Annotated in this window: 20 protein-coding genes; 6 read left to right on the top strand and 14 right to left on the bottom strand. The window is 69.1% G+C overall.

What is annotated here, in order from left to right; all coding sequences use genetic code 11:
• The first annotated feature begins 1 nt into the window (after position 1).
• The 5 genes from AC07NS_RS20895 to AC07NS_RS20875 all read left to right on the top strand — a co-directional run bounded on the left by AC07NS_RS20895 (position 2) and on the right by AC07NS_RS20875 (position 3,836).
• Positions 2-958: a type II secretion system F family protein gene (locus AC07NS_RS20895; RefSeq protein ID WP_494606349.1), complete on the top strand. Its 957-nt coding sequence runs from the start codon at positions 2-4 to the stop codon at positions 956-958.
• Between the two features lie 13 nt (positions 959-971).
• Positions 972-1,496, top strand: a complete 525-nt coding sequence (locus tag AC07NS_RS20890) for a tetratricopeptide repeat protein (protein WP_494606347.1) — start codon at positions 972-974, stop codon at positions 1,494-1,496.
• Positions 1,497-1,517: 21 nt separating this feature from the next.
• Positions 1,518-2,024, top strand: a complete 507-nt coding sequence (locus AC07NS_RS20885) for an A24 family peptidase (RefSeq protein ID WP_494606345.1) — start codon at positions 1,518-1,520, stop codon at positions 2,022-2,024.
• 293 nt (positions 2,025-2,317) lie between these two features.
• The gene (locus AC07NS_RS20880) at positions 2,318-2,944 is read left to right on the top strand and encodes a helix-turn-helix transcriptional regulator (protein WP_494606343.1); all 627 of its coding nucleotides are present in this window, start codon (positions 2,318-2,320) and stop codon (positions 2,942-2,944) included.
• 487 nt (positions 2,945-3,431) lie between these two features.
• A complete protein-coding gene (locus AC07NS_RS20875) occupies positions 3,432-3,836 on the top strand; it encodes a hypothetical protein (RefSeq protein ID WP_494606341.1) in 405 nt (134 codons plus the stop codon).
• A gap of 88 nt (positions 3,837-3,924) precedes the next feature.
• Here the strand turns inward: AC07NS_RS20875 and AC07NS_RS20870 are convergent, their stop codons facing one another.
• From AC07NS_RS20870 to AC07NS_RS20825, 10 genes are all read right to left on the bottom strand, one after another.
• On the bottom strand, positions 3,925-4,920 hold the full coding sequence (locus AC07NS_RS20870; protein WP_494606339.1) for a hypothetical protein: 996 nt from the start codon (positions 4,918-4,920) through the stop codon (positions 3,925-3,927).
• Position 4,921: 1 nt separating this feature from the next.
• Positions 4,922-7,441, bottom strand: coding sequence for a fimbria/pilus outer membrane usher protein (locus tag AC07NS_RS20865; protein ID WP_494606337.1), 2,520 nt, complete (start codon positions 7,439-7,441; stop codon positions 4,922-4,924).
• Between the two features lie 4 nt (positions 7,442-7,445).
• Positions 7,446-8,249: a fimbrial biogenesis chaperone gene (locus AC07NS_RS20860; protein ID WP_494606335.1), complete on the bottom strand. Its 804-nt coding sequence runs from the start codon at positions 8,247-8,249 to the stop codon at positions 7,446-7,448.
• Between the two features lie 32 nt (positions 8,250-8,281).
• Positions 8,282-8,872 carry a hypothetical protein gene (locus AC07NS_RS20855; protein ID WP_494606333.1) on the bottom strand — a complete coding sequence of 197 codons (591 nt, stop codon included), beginning with the start codon at positions 8,870-8,872 and terminating at the stop codon, positions 8,282-8,284.
• Positions 8,869-9,483, bottom strand: a complete 615-nt coding sequence (locus AC07NS_RS20850; protein ID WP_494606331.1) for a hypothetical protein — start codon at positions 9,481-9,483, stop codon at positions 8,869-8,871. The genes AC07NS_RS20855 and AC07NS_RS20850 overlap by 4 nt, the downstream gene beginning before the upstream one ends.
• A gap of 14 nt (positions 9,484-9,497) precedes the next feature.
• Complete coding sequence (locus AC07NS_RS20845; protein WP_494606329.1) at positions 9,498-10,079, bottom strand: hypothetical protein; 582 nt, start codon at positions 10,077-10,079, stop codon at positions 9,498-9,500.
• A 3-nt stretch (positions 10,080-10,082) separates the two neighbouring features.
• The gene (locus tag AC07NS_RS20840) at positions 10,083-10,682 is read right to left on the bottom strand and encodes a hypothetical protein (protein WP_494606327.1); all 600 of its coding nucleotides are present in this window, start codon (positions 10,680-10,682) and stop codon (positions 10,083-10,085) included.
• Positions 10,683-10,700: 18 nt separating this feature from the next.
• The gene (locus AC07NS_RS20835) at positions 10,701-11,264 is read right to left on the bottom strand and encodes a hypothetical protein (RefSeq protein WP_494606325.1); all 564 of its coding nucleotides are present in this window, start codon (positions 11,262-11,264) and stop codon (positions 10,701-10,703) included.
• Between the two features lie 25 nt (positions 11,265-11,289).
• On the bottom strand, positions 11,290-11,877 hold the full coding sequence (locus tag AC07NS_RS20830; protein ID WP_494606323.1) for a hypothetical protein: 588 nt from the start codon (positions 11,875-11,877) through the stop codon (positions 11,290-11,292).
• Between the two features lie 114 nt (positions 11,878-11,991).
• Positions 11,992-12,558, bottom strand: coding sequence for a hypothetical protein (locus AC07NS_RS20825; RefSeq protein ID WP_494606321.1), 567 nt, complete (start codon positions 12,556-12,558; stop codon positions 11,992-11,994).
• A 441-nt stretch (positions 12,559-12,999) separates the two neighbouring features.
• On the opposite strand from AC07NS_RS20825, the gene AC07NS_RS20820 reads away from it, so the two are divergent.
• Complete coding sequence (locus tag AC07NS_RS20820; RefSeq protein ID WP_494606319.1) at positions 13,000-13,572, top strand: helix-turn-helix transcriptional regulator; 573 nt, start codon at positions 13,000-13,002, stop codon at positions 13,570-13,572.
• Between the two features lie 6 nt (positions 13,573-13,578).
• Here the strand turns inward: AC07NS_RS20820 and AC07NS_RS20815 are convergent, their stop codons facing one another.
• The 4 genes from AC07NS_RS20815 to AC07NS_RS20800 all read right to left on the bottom strand — a co-directional run bounded on the left by AC07NS_RS20815 (position 13,579) and on the right by AC07NS_RS20800 (position 16,882).
• Positions 13,579-14,259: an HTTM domain-containing protein gene (locus AC07NS_RS20815; RefSeq protein WP_494606317.1), complete on the bottom strand. Its 681-nt coding sequence runs from the start codon at positions 14,257-14,259 to the stop codon at positions 13,579-13,581.
• Positions 14,256-14,675 (bottom strand): hypothetical protein, encoded by a 420-nt coding sequence (locus AC07NS_RS20810; protein ID WP_494606315.1) that lies wholly within the window; start codon positions 14,673-14,675, stop codon positions 14,256-14,258. The genes AC07NS_RS20815 and AC07NS_RS20810 overlap by 4 nt, the downstream gene beginning before the upstream one ends.
• Before the next feature lie 69 nt (positions 14,676-14,744).
• Entirely contained in the window at positions 14,745-16,292 is a 1,548-nt protein-coding gene (locus AC07NS_RS20805; RefSeq protein WP_494606313.1) for a TolC family outer membrane protein, read from the bottom strand.
• Positions 16,289-16,882: a hypothetical protein gene (locus AC07NS_RS20800; RefSeq protein ID WP_494606311.1), complete on the bottom strand. Its 594-nt coding sequence runs from the start codon at positions 16,880-16,882 to the stop codon at positions 16,289-16,291. Before AC07NS_RS20800 ends, AC07NS_RS20805 begins: the two co-directional genes overlap by 4 nt.
• Positions 16,883-16,970 lie beyond the last annotated feature (88 nt).

The raw sequence follows: 16,970 nt of genomic DNA, 5'->3' as shown, positions 1-16,970 counted from the left end.
CATGGACGCTCTCTTCTCCATCGGTCTGCAATTGGGGGTCTTCCTGGCCGTCGCCGTCATGGCCCTGCTGGCCTTCCGCCAGGTCGAGGCCGGCTCGGCCCTGCGGCGGCGCATGCGCGAGCGGGCCGTCAGCGGCGCGACCATGACCGCCGGCCCGGGCGCGGGCCTGCTCAAGGACACCAAGCCCAAGGCCTCGTGGCTGGGCTGGCTGCAGTCCAGGACCGCGAGCGGCGACGAGAAGAAGCGCTCGCGCCTGGCCAAGACCCTGGCCGAGGCCGGTTTCGACTCCCCCTCGGCCGTGCCGCTCTACTTCCTGGCCCGGGTGGTCGGGGCCGTGGGCCTGCCCGCCGCCCTGCTGATCGCCCAGAAGCTGTCGCCCAATCCCGTCGTCGGCCTGCCGGTGATCGCCGGGGCGCTGCTGCTGTGCGGCCTGGGCCTGGTGGTTCCGGCGATCTTCGTCGACCTGCGCGCCGTGGGCCGCCGCGAGCGGCTGGAAAACCAGTTCCCCGACGCCCTGGACCTGATGGTGGTCTGCGTCGAGGCGGGCCTGGGCGTGGACGCGGCCTTCATCCGCGTCAGCCAGGAAATCGCGCCCTCGCACCCGGAGATCTCGGGCGAGTTCGGGCGCGTATCGCAGGAGCTGCGAGCCGGGCGCAGCCGCGCCGACGCCCTGCGGCGAATGGCCGACCGGGTCAATGTCGACGCCCTGCGCGCCTTCGCCGCCCTGATGATCCAGACCGACAGCCTGGGGGCCAGCATCACCCAGACCCTGCGCTCCTATTCGGGCGAGCTGCGCGAGCGGCGGTTCCTGCGCGGCGAGGAGAAGGCGATGCGCATCCCCGTGTTGCTGACCCTGCCGCTGGTGGCCTGCATCCTGCCGGTGATCATCACCGCCCTGCTGCTGCCGGCGGGTCTCGACGTCGTCCACAACCTGATGCCCGCCCTAAAGCGGCACTAGAGGAGAAGCCGAGATGCGACGCTTGCTGATCGCCCTGCTGCTGATCCCGCTTTCCGGCTGCGCGACGCTGTCGCGCCTGGCCGCCCTGGTCTCGCCGCACCGCCAGCCGCCGCTGGAAATCCGCGCCCTGGCCGCCCTGCCCGCGCCCGATCCCGCCGCGGCGGTCGATCGCCTGTACGGCCGCGCCGCCGAGGCCATCAACGCCCGCGACTACGCCCTGGCGCTGGAGCTGCTGCAGCTGGCCGCCGAACGCGCGCCTAGGGACGTGCGGGTGCTGAACGCCCAGGGCGTGGTCTACGACAAGCTGGGCCGCTTCGACCTCAGCGCCCGCTACTACGAACGGGCGCTGGCGGTCGATCCGAGCTCTCGCATCGTGCTCAGCAACATCGCCTATTCCGCCAGGCTGCAAGGCCGCGAGGTCGCGCCGGGCGTGCTGCAGGCCGCCGCGCAGCCGCCGGCGCCAGCGCCCCCGCTGGCCGCTCCCTTGGCCGGCGGACCGCCCGACGACGTCGCGCCGCTTCCCGGCGGCGGGTCCTGAGACATAGCCAGGAGACCTGGGATGGAAATCGACTTCGTCCGCCTGGCTGGTTCGATCGCCTATGCCGGCTTCTTCGTGGTCGCGGCGTTGTGGGACATGTGGAGCCGCAAGATCCCCAACTGGATCCCCGCCGCCCTGCTGGCCCTGTTCCTGACGGCGCAGTTCCTGTTCTGGCCGGCGCCCGGCTGGCTCTCCAGCCTGATGGCCTTCGGCCTGGTCATGCTGGCCGGCGTGCCGATGTTCGCACGCCGCCTGGTCGGAGCCGGCGACGTCAAGCTGATGGCGGTCGCCGCCCTGTTCGCCGGCATGGAGAACCTGCTGCTGCTGACCATCGCCACCGCGATCGCCGGCGGGGCCCTGGCCCTGGTCGCCCTGGTCGCCCGCCCCTACGCCGTGGCCATGCCCGGCTGGATCCGGACCCGGGCAGGCGTGCCCTACGGCGTGGCCATCGCGGTCGGCGCCCTGCAGGTCGGCGTGGACTCCGGCCTGCTGGCCGTTAGCCACCGCCTGGTCCACCTTCAACTCTGAAAGTAGTGAAACTGCATTTCACTGCATTTACAGAGATATCGCCCGCCAGGAGAAAACCCGGAGACGCGCCCTGCTTTGATAGCGTTGTCTTCCGCACATAGTCTTTTTGACTACCCAAGGCAGGGTATGCGACACCCCGAGAAATAATATCAAATCAATTACACAAGCCTTCGGGGTCGAAATTAAACAAATCTGTTTTTGAATTTCCGCAAGCACAATCAACGGATGCATTGCAGTTTTCAGAACAGATCTTGTCTTCGAGGCCCGAGAGGCGACCACACGGGGCGTCGCACATGGGACTGATCAAGATGATCGAGGTGGTGGATTCGGAAGTCGAACGCGGCGTGTTCGAACCGCACGTCGCCAACGCCATCCTCAACCTGCTGAATTTCGGAGTGATCGTCTCCGACAGCGAAGGCTGCGTCTACGCGGCCAACGACCTGGCCTGGAGCTACGTCGTCCATGGCGACGGCCTGTCCGAGAAGGGCGGGCTGCTGACCGCCGAGAACGGCTTCGAGTCCGAGGCCCTGCACAACCGCATCGCTGCGGCCGTGCGCCAGGGCCGGTCCGGCGCCATGCTGATCCACCGCTCGCGGAGCCAGAAGCCGCTGGTCGTGCTGGTCGAGCCGTTCAGCACCGACGACAGCGGCTTCCGCTGCGCCCTGGTCACGGTCCGCGAGGTCGGCCGAGCCTCGGCCCGCATCGCCGAGCGTGCGCGGATGATGTTCAACTTCTCGCCGGCCGAGGCCGAGATCGTCTCACGCGTGGCCCAGGGCCGCGAGCCGGCCGAGATCGCCGCCGAGCGCAAGGTCAGCATCAACACCCTGCGCGTCCAGATGGCCTCGGCCATGGTCAAGGTTGGGGTTCACCGACAAGCCGAACTGGTCTCGGTGATTTCTTCCGCCGACATCCTCGAATGAGATAACTCAAGGACTCTATTCTTTGCCTATAATAAGGCTGCGTTATTGTGGCCCGACCTGTATATGTTAATATTTACAGGTCGCGAGGGCAAATCCCCCCGTTTTGTCACCGCCGCGACAATGACCGGTTCGTCGGGGCTGTCCGCAACGCCTCGACGGTCCTCGGCGGAGCCGCCCCGCCCGTCGAGCGCCGGATCAGGACATCAGCACCCCCTCGTCCTGATCCGGCGCCGGTCGATCGCCGCCGCTCGCGCGAGCCAATCAACACAACCCAGCATTAGAGCCGCCACATGGGCGGCATTTTATTGCCAATCCCCGATATAGTAAGAATGCATTACGCACACATCATTAGACTTCCCACCTAACGAATATTCTATTGCGACACCCTGTCATTCTTACTACTAATTTTGTTTACCATGTTTTAGGGCGAGGTGCTTAACCCTCACCCGGGATGATCCTCCCGTCATCCTCGTTCCTGGGGTTTTAAATGCGCTTTCCGATGATCCTGGCCGCCGCCGTCACCGCCCTGGCCGCCACCACCGCTTCCGCCGCGCCGGCCAGCTACGAGCTTCGTCTCGAAGGGCACGTGCCGGTCATCTGCCGCGTCACCCTCGACGCCTCGACGGCCTCGACCACCGAGTCGACCGATCTGGGCCGCATGACCGAGTTCTGCAACAGCGCCGCCGGCTACGAAGTGCGCCTGACCCACGCCCAGGGCCTGACCGACGCCGCGGTCTATGTCGACGGCGAGAAGATCCAGCTGTCGTCGACCGGCGTCACCCTGATCAGCCGATCGAGCACCGCCGCCTCGCAGAGCCACGCCCTGCGCCTGGATCCGGGCGCGGACGCCGGCCAGGTCGGCGACCTTTCGGTGAACATCACCGCCCTCTGATCCGCCGCCGCCCGCCCCTCTCGGGCGACCGGATAAAAGAAAGCCCCGTCGGCTCGCGCCGGCGGGGCTTTTTCAGGCTGGGCCGAGGTCACATGCAGGAGACGGGAGTCGTGCCGGTCGGCACCGCCAGAGGAGTCACGGTCACCGTCAGGATGTCCTGGTAGTTGGGCGCGGGGACCTTGCCCGCCCCGCCTTCCAGCAGGGTCGGAGTCACGGCGAGATACTGTCCCGACAGCCCGGCCCGCGCGCAGGTCACGGTGCTGAAGGTCGGCGAGGCCGTGGTCTTGGTCTGGCCCAGGAAGGCCAGCTGGTACGGGATCCGCTGGTTGGTCGTGGCCAGGTTGCCGCCCGGATAGGTCATCCGGAACTGGTTGGCCGAGGTCAGCGCCACCGAATACGGACCCGAGCTGGCGACGCGGACATTGCCCGTGCGCTGCTTGACCGAGTTCGGCGTGGTGGGCAGGTCGGCCGTGGCCAGCGTCCCGATCTCGCCGAAATCCAGCGCCGGACCCACAAAGCTGGCCTGCAGGGCGCTGAGCACATTGATCCGCACGTCGAGCGAGTTGGCGATCACCCCCTGCTCGTCGGCCGCGCCGCCGGTGCGCTTGCAGTAGTATTTCTGGTCCAGATAGAGGTCGGTGGTCCCGGCCGGCAGATCGGCGCCGCTAGGCACGGTGATGGTGACCATGAAGGTCTGCACGTCCGGCTGGCCGACGCCGCCGAAATTCAGCTCGACCTCGTTGGGATTGACGTTGTTGGGGTCGAGCACGTGCCCTGGCGGATTTTCCAGGATCTGACCGCCGGTCGAGGTCTGGACGATCGTCAGGCTCGACGGCGTGTCGGGCCGGCGCAGGTAGATGAAGTTCACCTCCTGCGTCTTCTTGCCGCCCACCGCCGGCGGACGCCGGGCGGTGATGGACAGGGTCTGCACCGTCGTACCCGTCGGATTGAACGGATCGAAGGTGCCCGACAGGACGACGGGATCGAAGGTCACGCACTGGGCCAGGGCCGAGCCCGAGGCCAGCAGCGATCCGCCGAGGCCGGCGGCCAGGCCGAGAAGCAGGAGATGCGATCGGCGTTTCATGTCAGCCTCCGGACGCGGCGGGCTTGAGGTCCCCGGCCTTGACGAAGCCCTCGGCGCTTTCCGGCACGTCGAGGTAATAGACGGTCGGGGGCGTGGTCCCCATTTCGAGCCGCCAGCGACCGGGCCTCAGGCCCGAGGCGCCGAAGCGGCCCACGCGGTTGGTGAAGATGGTGATCGGCTCGGCGCCCTCGCCGCTCTTGGCCATTTCGACGGCGCGACCGGACACCAGGGCCAGCGGCTGGCCGTCGGCGTCGACCAGGCGGCCGATGGCGGTGACCGAGTAGTCCGACCCCACCACCAGGCGATAGCCCGAGCGGTACGGCGGGAAGACCCGGAACGAGCCGGAGCCGAGGTCGTAGCCGGCCGGGGCGTTGGGCGCGTCGACCGTGATCGTGCGCTCGGCGTAGGCGGCCAGGCCGGTCTCCAGCGCCGTACCCATCTTGCCGCTGTTGGCGGTGTAGCCGAACGGCGTCGGGTTCACGACGATGTCGGCGCCCTTCAGGCTCTTGTGGCCCTGGACGATGGCGAAGCTGTCGTAGATCGGCCGGCCGACCGACACCGCGCCGTCGGCGAAGCCGAACGAGGTGCCGACCCGCATCGAGGTGCGGCCATTGTCGGGACCGTCGAAGGCCTGGAAGTGGGACAGGCCCAGTTCCGCCCTGTTGGCGATGTAGTTGACGCTGCCGTTGAAGGCGGAGTCGTCGGGCGAGCGCGAGACCTCGGCGAAGGCGTTGTAGGAGCCCACGCCCTGGCCGTGGATCGTCTGGTAGGCGATCCGGGCCCGGTCTTCGCGGCCGTCGTACTCGGCCCGCAGGCTGGAGTTGTTCGAGAACTGCCAGGACAGCGAGATCAGGGCCGAGGTTTCACGGCGCCCAGGCACGTCGTCGTACATGAGGTTGGCCGTGACCGCGAGGTTCGAGGTCAGGCGGTAGCCCATGCCCAGCCGGTAGGCGCTGGCGTCCGGGAACGCGTCGCGGCCGGCCGAATAGCGCCCGTCGAAGCTGGCGTAGATCGCGTCGCTGAAGGCGTGCGAATAGCCGACCCCGATCTCGTAGGCGTAGCGGTTGTCCGGAATGAAGGTCCCGACCGGTCCGAAGTCGCGGCTGCGGGTCTCGAACGACAGGTTCAGGGCGTCGGCGCGGCCGCCGGAGAACTGGAACAGCCTCTGGAAGCTGACGATCGCCGCATAGCCCGAGCCGTAGACGTCGATATGCGACAGGGCGAAGTCGACGCCCAGCGTGCCGATCTTGGTCCCGAACAGACCTTCGGCGCCCATCATGACGGTGGTGTCGTCGGCTTGGCCGTTGACGCCCAGGGTGACCCTGTCGGTGATGCCGCGGCGATAGAAGGCGCTGACCGTCCATTCCTCGGTGTAGTCGGGGCCGTCGAGCAGCAGCGGCGCCTTCACCCCGGCGAACAGGCCGAACTCCGACAGGCCCGGATCGAGCTGGGCGCGGTCGAAGAAGACGTTGAACTGCAAGGTCTCGCGCCGGCCGGTGTCGTCCTCGATGACCAGGCGGACGTCGTTGGAGCCCTGCGCGAACGGAAAGTCGCGCACGTTGTAGCGTCCGGGATCCAGGCGCAGGCGCCGGGTCAGCTGGTTGTTGAGGATCACGCTGACGTCGGAGGGCCGGGCCAGGGTGAAGCTTTCGCGGCCGCGCGGCCGGGCGATCGTCTGCGGCTGCAGCACGCTGTAGGAGCGGAAGATCGAGATCCCGACCATGTCGGGCGCGGACTGGAAGCCGCGGCCGACGGGCTGAAGGTCGCCGGCGGTCCAGCGCAGCACGTTCTTGACGTCGTCATAGACGAAGCGCGTGCCCAGCCGCTGGAAGTCATTGTCCGCCCCCGGCTGCCAGACGGCCTCGTTCTCGAACACCAGCCCGTTCATGCGCAGCGCGCTGTCGAGCAGGAAGGTCGGGTCGCCGAAGCCCTCGTCGAAGCCTTGCTCGACGTAGTCGACGGAGCCGCGGATGTTCATGTAGCCGCTGAAGCCGGCCGGCGGGAGGTAGGTCCCCACGCCCGTGCGGTCCATCGGCGCGACCTGCAGGCTGCGCACCACCTTCAGCTCGGCGGGGATCACGATCCGCAGTTCGAGCGCCCGGGGGTCGTAGGTCATGCTCATGTTGGCGGCGGTCACCGCCTCGGGCGAGACCGTGCTGCGGCCGGCCAGCGACGAGCGCAGGGCCGCGATCGCCGGGGTGTCCAGCAACGGAGCCAGCAGGCTCAGCAGCCGGTCCGACGGCATCGACAGCTGGCCGTCGGCCGAGATCGCCAGCGGCATGTCGCCCAGATAGTAGTCGCCGGTCTTCAGCGGCACCGTCAGATTGACGTCGCGGCCGGTCGGATTGAGCTGGCGGCGAGCATCGGCGGCGGTGGCCGCACCGGGGGAAGGCGCGCTGGTCGGCTCCTGGGCCGCGGCCAGCATCGCATAGGGGATCGGCTCGGCCAGGGCTGCCAGGGGCGCGACGAGGGGCGTCGCGCCGGCCAGGCATCCCGCCAGCAGCCAGCGGCGGTAGGTCAAGGACCTAGCGCCCTTCGTCGGACGAGAATTGAGCCTCAAGGGAGCCTCCTGCTGCCGCCGTCAAGGGCAGTTCGATGGGAACGGCGATCCGCCGCGTCTGGCCGGGGGCGATCAGGCCGAAGCCGATCGTCTGTTGGATCTCCGGACCGGGAATGGTCCGCGTGAAGACCGCCTTGCCCGCGGCGTCCTTCTCGATGATCCGCAGCTTTCCGCGGGACAGGTATCCGTGCGTGTTGGACGTGTTGGCCACGTAGACGACCGGCACCGGCTTGCCTTCGGCGTCGGTTCCGATCTCGCTCTTGGACAGGGCCAGGGAAGGCTTGCCGCCGGCGGGGCCGACGCTGGCCAGGACCTGGAAGTTGTAGAGGATCTGGATGGCCGACTGGCCCTCCGGCAGCTTCACCGGCATCTGGGCCACGGTGACGTAGTAGTGCTTGCTCTGCGCCAGGGCCGGATCGCCCACCCACTGGATCCGGAACGACTGCGTCTCGCCCGGCTGGATCACCGCCTGGGGCGGGAAGATCAGCAGGTCGTTGGTCGGCGCATCGCTGGGATGGGCGCCCTTGTCGTCGAAGGACAGCTCCTCGGCGTGCAGCTCGACCGGCAGCGGGTTGGCGAAGGTGTTCTGCACCGTGACGATCTGGGACATGCCCCGACCGGTCGGCTTGAGGTCGATGACGACGGGCTGGACGGTCATGGCCAGGGCGCTTCCGCCCAGGCCCGGCGTCCCCTGCGCCGCGAGAGCCGAGAGACAGAGGGCGGCGACCGCCCCCAGCCAACGCCCCCGGTAGTTTTTCGAACGAGTCATTCGGTGTCCGCTCCTCATGGGTGTTCGACAGTTCAGTTCTGGGCTTCCAGTTCGACGACGAGCGTTCCGGCGTAGTCGCCGGCCACCATCGGCGCCCCGCCGCCAGCCACGGCGACGACGAGGTTCATCTGTCCGGCCGCGCCGTTGGCGGTGACCAGGTCGATCGGAGTGAGGGCAGTGCTCGAGCCCGACGCGCTGGCCCCGGCCCAGTCGGCCGTGACCTGGAAGTCGAGGCTGTCGCGGAAGCCCGCGGCCGGCGCGGCGCCGGCGGTGCGCGACAGGCCCGTGCCGTCGGTGCGCACCACCAGGCGGTGGGCCGAGTTGCAGACCACCGGGAAGGCCAGGCTGATCGAAGCGTCGCGCGGCTGGGCCGTCTGGGGATCGACGAACTGCGTGAAGCGCACGACGCCGGCCTGGCCGCCCTGGGCGGTGAAGCTGGTGTTGGCGCCGCTGGCCGCCGAAGGCGGCGACAGCACGCAGGCGCTTGGCGCTTGGGCGATCAGCTCCAGCTGGCTGGCGGCCTGGTCGCCCGTGGAGTTCGCGGTCTGGGCCGAGGCGATTGGAGCCAAGGGGGCGGCGACGCCCAGCGTCGCGGCGGCGGCGAGGATCAGGACGGTCTTCATTGGGGTTCCACCGTCAGTCGCAGGGTGTCGCGGTAGACGCCGGACACCAGCGGAGCATTGGTCTGCAGGTTCGTGGCGCCCGGCTGGATATCCAGGCGCAGGGTCACGTCGCCGACGACCGGCTGGTCGACCGCCTGGGCGCTGTCGCGGATCTGGCGAGCGCTGGCGTCGGCCTCGAAGCGGTTGTTGATCGGACCCCAGGCCAGGGTGGCGGTGTAGGGCACAGCGTCGCTGAAGCCGGTCGGGGCCGGGGTCAGGCCCAGTTCCGAGCGCCACAGGCCGTTGTTCTGGCTCTCCAGCACGATCTGGTGGGCGTAGTTGCACACCGCCGCGAAGGTCACCTGGGCCGAGGCGGCGCGGGTCGACAGGGTGACCGGATCGGTCAGCTGATCGACCTGCAGCGTGCCGCCGGTCAGGGTCAGGAAGTTGACCAGCTGGCCCGCGCCGAGCGTCGGCGAGGCGATCGTGCAGACCTTGGGCACCTGGCCCTGGACCACGAAATCGCGGGTGTTGTCGTCGGTCTGGGCGCGGGCGATCTGGCCCAGCAGCAGCAGCGTGACGGCCGAGGCCCCGGCGAGAACGGCGGCCTTCATGCGGTTGGTTCTGGTCATGACGCCCTCCCCGCTCAGCTGATCGCCGCCAGGGTGACGACGATCGCCCCCTGGTAGGTGTCGTCGGCGACCGGCCGCAGGCTGGGGCCGCCGGCGGTGGCGAAGTCCGACAGGCTGATGGTGATCTGGCCCGAACCGCCGGTGTCGCGGGTCTGGGTGGCGGCCGTGTTGGCGGCGTCGCCGGTGGCGTAGCTGGCGTCCACCGTGGTCCAGCCCGAGGCCGTGGCCGTGTAGTCGACCCCGCGCGAGAAACCGTCCGGCGGCGTGGTCGTGAAGGCCTGGGCCGTCATCTGGGTGGCCGAGATGGTCAGCTGGCTCGGCGCGCCGCACTGGGTGCCGGTCAGCACCTTGGGCGGCGCCGAAAGGGTCGACAGCAGCAGGCCCGTGGTGGTGTCGATCATCACCCCGACGTCGAACAGGTTGTCGCCGTCGGAGAGGTCGCCGATCGTGCAGATGTTGTCGGGCACGGTGGCGGTGATCTGGATCGGGCCGACGCTGTCGGACGGACCGTAGGTCTGGGCGGAAGCCGCGCCCGTCATTGCAAAGGGGGCGAAAGCCAGGGGGGCCAGGGCCAGGATGAGGAAGGCGCGCCGCATGGTTCAGCTCCCCGAGGCGGCCAGGCCCGCATCGGGCCCGAGGGTGATGGTGACGAGCGCGAGGTAAGCGCCCGGCTGCAGCAGGTCGTCGCTGCTGACGGCGAAGTCCGAGACCACCAGGGTCAGGTCGGTTTCCTGCGGCGCGGGATTGGTCGCGCTCGAGCCCGTGCCCGAACTGCTGCCCGCGGCCGTGCGAACCGTCGCCGCCGTCGCGCCCCAGGCGCTGATCGTGCAGGTGTAGTCCACCGAGCCGACGAAGCCGGTCTGGGTCGTGGTGGTCACCGCCAGCGGCGAGGCCGAGATGGCCAGGGCCGCGCCGGCGTAGTTGCAGAAGGTGCCGGGAAGCTGGATGGACTGGCTGGCGATGGTCGTCAGCCGGCCCACCCGCGCTCCCGAGGCTTCGGAGATCTGGCCCAGGGCCAGGGTTCCGGGATTGGGCGTCCCCAGCACGCAGACCTGGGCCACCTGGGCGTCCAGGCCGACGGTTCCCTGGACGGGATCCTGGGCGTGGGCGCCGGTGGCGGCGGACAGCGATCCGAAGGCCGCCAGGGCCGCCGCAAAGCTCGCAACGCCATTGGCGAAACAGGTCCGGTGCTGGATCATGACGACCTTTCCTCCCCTTCAGGTGGCCGGAGCCAGCGTCACGGCCACCGAGCCCGAATAGGACCCGGAGATCAGCCGGCCGCCGGCCGGCGTGGCCGCGTCGGCGAAGCTGACGACGATGTCGCTGGCGAAGATGCCAGTGGTGCTGGCCGAGCCGCCGCCGGAGGTGACGGTGGTGTCGGACGCCGACACCGAGCCGCTGGCCGGAGCGGCCGAGGCGGTGGCGGTGTAGTCGATCCGGCGCTCGAACCCGGTCGGCGGCGTGTCGGTGAAGCTGGTGTTGAGGATCGGCTGGGCCTCGACCGCCATGGTCGCCGACACGCCGTTGCACCAGCCGTTCAACGTCGCCGTCCGGCTCGTCAGCTTGGCCTGGTCGAGGCGGCCGATGGCCGCGACGTCACCGGTCTGCAGCGACAGCTCGCCCAGGTCGAGCACGACGTTGTCGGTGACGAACAGGCAGCGGTTGGCCACCGTTCCATTCACCTGCACCGTGCCGGTGACGCTCTGGGCCTGGGCCTGCCCACCGGCCGCGACGAGCACGAAGCTCGCCGCGGCGGCGGTCAGGAGAAGGGCGCTACGCATGGCGTTTCTCCCCTTTCCCGCGCGATCACGAGGGCTCGATGGTGATCGAGATCGTGCTGGCGTAGTTGCCGGCCATCAGCAGCGCGCCCGAGGCGGTGTTCAGCGCGTAGGCCTTGACCGTCAGGTTGCCGGCGCTGTTGGCCAGGCTGGTCGACAGGTTCTGGACCGTGGCGGCCGGCAGGGCGGCGGCGGTGACGTAGCTGACCGTCTGGGTCGTGCTGTTGGCCAGGGCGGCGTCGAGCGCGGCGGTGTAGTCGATCACGCCGGTATAGCCGGTCGGGGCCGAGGCGCTGGGGGTCAGGGCCAGGCGGGTCGAGCTCAGGGTCACCTTGGGGGCGGCGCTGTTGCAGTTGACCCGGAACTGGGTGGAGCCGCCGGGGCTGGCGTTGGTCGAGCCCGACAGGGTGGTCGACAGGGTGCCGTCGGCCTGGGCCAGTTCACCCAGCGGGATCGAGCCCGAGAAGGTGCCGCCGCTGCCGCCGGTGATGACCACGCACTTGGCCGCGACGCTGCCGGTGACGTTGACCGTGCCAGTCACAGTCTGGGCCATGGCGGCCGGGGCGAGCGCCAGGCCCAGGAGGGCGGCGGCGCCGATCAGGATCGTCTTGTTCATCTCTTCACTCCCAAATGTCGCGCCGGCGGACCGGCTTTCTCTGTTGTTCGGGCCGAGGCCCCCTCCCCCTGAAAGGACGCCGGATCCGCCGGGGGAGCGGACCCGTAAGCGCGGTCACGGCGAGACGCTGAGCGTCACCGTGAGCGAGTCCGAATAGGTGTTGGCGGCCGCCAGGATCTGAGCGCCGGCATAGGCGCCGCGGTGGACCCGCAGGTACGAGCCGCTGACGTCGTAGGAAGAGCCGTTCAGGCGCAGGCCCTGACTGGCCGAGGCCGGCCCCTTGAAGCCGCAGGTCGCGCCCGAGGTCGTCTTCAGGTCGCCGGTGTCGCAGGTGGCGTTGACCGTGCCGACGCCGACGTCGCCCACCAGGTTCAGGTCGACCAGGTAGGGCGCCAGGTTGGTGTAGCCGGTCGCCGGGGTGACGCTGGAAGCCAGCAGGCCGCCGTTGGTCGAGATCACCGCCGCCCGGAACGGCACCGTGCACTGCAGGGTGAACGGGAAGTCGGCGGTGAAGGCGTTGTTGACCTCGCCGACGTCCTTCGTGCCGCTGGGCGCGGCGCCCGGCGAGAAGCCGCAGCGGCCGCCAACCGAGGCCGTCACCGGAATGGACAGCACGATGTTGGAAGGCGATCCGCCCGCATAAGCGGTGACCTGGGCGCGGCTTTCACCGACGCTAGCCACGAATAGAGCGCCCGCGAGCAAGCTCCCGCCAAGTATCCAGTCCTTCAAGGACGGCTTGCGCTGACTGCGCAGGGCGCGAGGAAGCGTCGATAGCTTGCCGGCCATGTCCCGATCCTCGCTTCTCTTAACAAGTTCTTAATGAACGATTGCAGAGAACCGAGGGCCTGAAATCCCCCACCTTGGGTACAGAATACAGTTTCACCCGTCAGGAGAATTGATGGAAAATCAGGAGAAGTTTTGAAAACTAAATTGAACTTAGTAATACAGATCGATGATCTCAATTCAGATGATAATCATTATCAGCACCCAATGCGTCAAACTGACGCGAATTGATACACCCTCATCCTAGGTTGTGGATAACTCGGCCGTAACTCGATTTAAGTAAGGCATAAAAATGGCGCGCCCCAAGTAGCCGCGCCTACGAAAGGGAGGGAAGAGGCCATGGATGGTTCCCACGCTTCGCTCATCGACATCAGCGCGATACGCTTCTGCCTGGACGAAGACGAGATCGCCCGCATCGTCATCGACACCCACGGGAACGTGCTGTGGCGCTCGCGCGCCGCGGCCGTGCTGCTGTCGGGCGTGAGCCCCCTGGTCGATCGCGGCGGCAAGGTCGGCGGCGTCGATCGCCGGGCCCACCAGTTCCTGGTCGAGCGCATGGCCGAGGCCCTCGCCGGCCAGGAGGTCTGCCAGATCATCGACTGCGACCAGGACGAACGCTACCTGATGCGCATGCGCGTGGTGCAGGACGGCGACGACCGGGCCCTGGTCATCGTGCTCAAGGACTTCGACGCCCCGGCCCACCTGCCCCGCCTGGAGGCGATGTTCGGGCTGAGCACGATGGAAGCCCGGATCCTGGCCGAGATCATCGCCGGCAACAGCGCCGAACGGATCGCCGACCAGAAGGGCGTCTCGATCCTGACCGTCCGCACCCACATCAAGCACATCCACGGCAAGATGGGCGTGCGCTCGAAAGAAGAGATCCTGGCCTCGGTGATCAAGATCTTCGCCTGAACAGGCCTAGAACAGCCGATCCTGCAGCCAGAGAATGGCGGGATAGGCCGCCAGCCAGGTCCAGAAGAAACGGTTGAGGCCGAATAGACAGGCGTTGGCCAGGTGGAAGGTCGCCGCCACCACCAGGCCCGCGATCAGCGCCGGCCGCGACAGCAGGGTCAGCGGAAAGGCCAGCTCGAAGGCCATCACCGACCACGACATGGCCAGCAGCAGGCGCGGCCGCGCCGCCCAGCCGCGCAGGCTCTCGGCGACCGGATAGGCCGAGAACTGGAACACCTGCCGCAGCGCCACGCCCGAGCGCCAATCCGGGTTCACGATCTTCACCCAGCCTGACACCACGTAGGACAGCATCAGCTGCGCCCCGAGATAGCCGAAGAACAGCTCCTTCAGGCGCGGCGCGGGCATGAACGCCGTCAGCATCAGGCACCACAGGGTCAGCAGGCCCATGCGATCGCTGCCGCCGTTATAGGGCCCCTGGAAGCGCCACAGCACCATCAGCGACACCAGCGCCAGGCCGACCAGCGGCCAGGGCAAGACCACCCCCGCCACGACCAGCAGGCACAGCACGATGCGCGCGGCGAACAGCGGACGGTCCGGGCGCGAGACGGCCAGATGCTCCAGGCTCTGCTGGATCAGGGCCAGGGCCACCAGGACCTGGCTCAGGCGGGCGGCGGCCTCCAGGGTCATGCCGCGTCCTTCCACCGGCGCGGCTGCGCGGTGAACAGCACCTCGCCGACGATCGCCCCGTCCTCCCAGGCCAGGAACAGCAGCCGAAAGCCCAGCCAGCCGCCCGTCTCCGGACCGAAATCAGCGGCGATCCGGCGGAAGATCTCGTCCTCGCTGTGGGCGCCGGGCTGATCGACGAGACGCTCGGCGCAACTGACCAGGAACAGGTCTTCATTGCGGCGCGGGTTCCAGAACAGGCGCGCCAGCATGGCGGCCGGCGAGACGCGCCGCGGTCGCGGCCGAAACTCGCGCCAGTCCGGCTCGGCGTCGAGCGAGGCCAGCAGCGCGTACTCGATCCGCGGCGACGGCGCGATCACGTCGAAGAAGTTCCACGACGGGACCAGGGCCGGCAGGAGGAGCTTCAGCGACTGCAGCATGGCTCCAGCGGAACGACGGACGGAAAGGTCGGAGTTACGCGCCCCGCGCCGTCGTGTCGAGCGCCCCCTCTAGCGGCGGGTCGCTCGCGGCTCGGTGGGCGTGGTGACGGCCAGCGGCCGCTCGACCGGCGGCGCGGCCGGCGCGAAGTCGGCCTGTCCGCCGCTCGCCCGGGTCACCGGCAGCGGGTCGAGCCCACCCCGCCCCGCGCGGTCCAGCGCCACCAGCAGGCCTTCCCACGGCACGGCGCCCTTGCCCCGCACCTCGCGCAGGTGGGCCGACGGGTCGTAGAGCCGCACGCCCGTGGTCAGCACGCCCATCTCCAGCAACCCCAGCTGGCGCAGCAGCGCCGCCTCGGCCACGAAGGCGTCGCGACGCGAGCCCAGCAGGGCCAGTTGCGCCTCGCGCAGGGTCTGCTCGGCCACCAGCACGTCGAGCGTCGAGCGCTGGCCGACCCTGAACTCCTCGCTCATGCCGTCGAAGGCGATCTCGGCGGCCCGCACCTGGGCGATCTGGACCTTGATGTTGGCCCGCCCGGCCGCGGCCTGGTTCCAGGCCGACAGCACGTTCTGGATCGTCTGGCGGCGCGCGGCCTCGACCCGCAGCAGGTCGGCGCCGTTGCGGTTCAGCGCCTCGCGGTACGAGGCCTGGTAGGCGCCGCCGGCGAACAGCGGCTTGCTGACCGCGATGGTGGCGGTCCAGGCGCTGTCCTGGTCCTGGCTGTAGAACGGGGCGAACTCGCCGGACGTGCCATAGGCGGTCCGCGCGGTCACGGTCGGCCGGGCGGCGGTCTTGGCCAGCTGGGCCTGCAGATGGCTTTCGCGTTCGGTCAGGCGGACCTGCTCGAGATCGGGATTATCGCGTTCGGCGCGATCGAAGGCCTCATCCAGCGTACCCGGCAGCAGCGGCAGCGGGGTCTCGGGATCGAGCTCGCCGGGATTCTCGCCCACCAGGGCGGCATAGTTGGCCCGGCTGGCTTCGAGCTGCACCTGGGCGGCCATGATCTGGGCCAGGGCGGCCTCGCGCTGGGCCTGGGCCTGGGCGACGTCGGTGCGGGTCACCTCCCCCGCCTCCTGGCGGGCCTTGGTGATGTCCAGCTGCCGCTCCAGGGCCGCCAGGTTGCTGCGCCGCACCTCGAGGCCCTGGCGGTCGCGGCGAACGTCGGCATAGGCGGCGATCACCTGCAGCAGCAGGTCGCCCTCGGCGATCCGCAGCGCCGCGCGGCCGCCGCGAATGCGCAGGGCGGCGGCGTCGATCGCGCCGCTGGCCTGGCCGCCGCTGTAGAGCTGCTGCTCCAGGATCACCGTGGCCTCGCCCTGGTTGGTCTCCAGGCGGCGTCCGACCGTGGGATCGGCCACCAGCCGCAGGGCCTGGGCCGCGTCGCCGAACCGGTTGTCCGCATAGTCGCCGGTCAGCCGCAGCTCGGCCGACGGCCGCACGCCCGCGTGGGCGCGGACATAGGCTTCGTCGAGCGCGCGTAGTTCGTAGCGCTGGCTCTGCAGGGAGGGATTGCTCTGATAAGCCCGCGCCAAGGCGTCGGCGAGGTCCTCGGCCCGGCCGGCGGCGGGGGTGATCGCGATCAGGCAGAGAGCGAGCGCGGCGCCGTTGGTCCGCCTCACGGCGTCAGGGCGTCGCGCTGGAACGCGTCGCTCCCCGCTTCACCACCCGCCGCGCCGCAACCATTGGCCCGCGCCGCCGCCAGGGCCGGCTCGAACCCCTTCAGGCGAAAGCGCTTGGGAGTCTGGTCGCGACCGGCCCGGATGGTCACGGTGCGCGCGCCGTCCAGCTTCTCGTGCGGGATCAGCACGACGCCGCCGGTAGGGTTGAACAGGTTGTCGGTCGACAGCGGCTCGCGCCGGGCGGCCAGGGTCGGGAAGTCATCGCGCCAGGCGACCGGCGGCTTGTCGTCGATGCTGTACCAGGCCTCGCCCACATCGACGTCCTCGCCCAGATGGAAGCCGAGCACGTCGCGGGCGTAGGTGATGCGCCCCTGAAGAACGGTCGAGGGCGCATAGAGCCGGCAGCGGGTCAGGCCCGTGAAACCGTCGCGCTCGATGCGCATCTCCCAGCCCTTGAGGTGATAGGCCTTGGTCTTGACCTTGTAGCCGGCGCGCCGATGCATCCCTTCGGTCGGGAACGGGATGGAGTGCGGCAGGCTGGGCCAGGAAAGACCCAATGCGCCCGCCGCGGCGAGAGTAGCGATCAGCACGACGACACGAACTCAGGCTTGGGTTTGCGGGGGATAGGAGACGACCACGCGCTGGCCGTCGGCGCCGATGGTGTGGAACTTGAAGGTC

Source organism: Caulobacter sp. GW821-FHT10A10 (assembly GCF_059415745.1).
The sequence above is the reverse complement of the archived record's forward strand: the minus strand, read 5'-3'. Positions and strand labels throughout refer to the sequence as shown.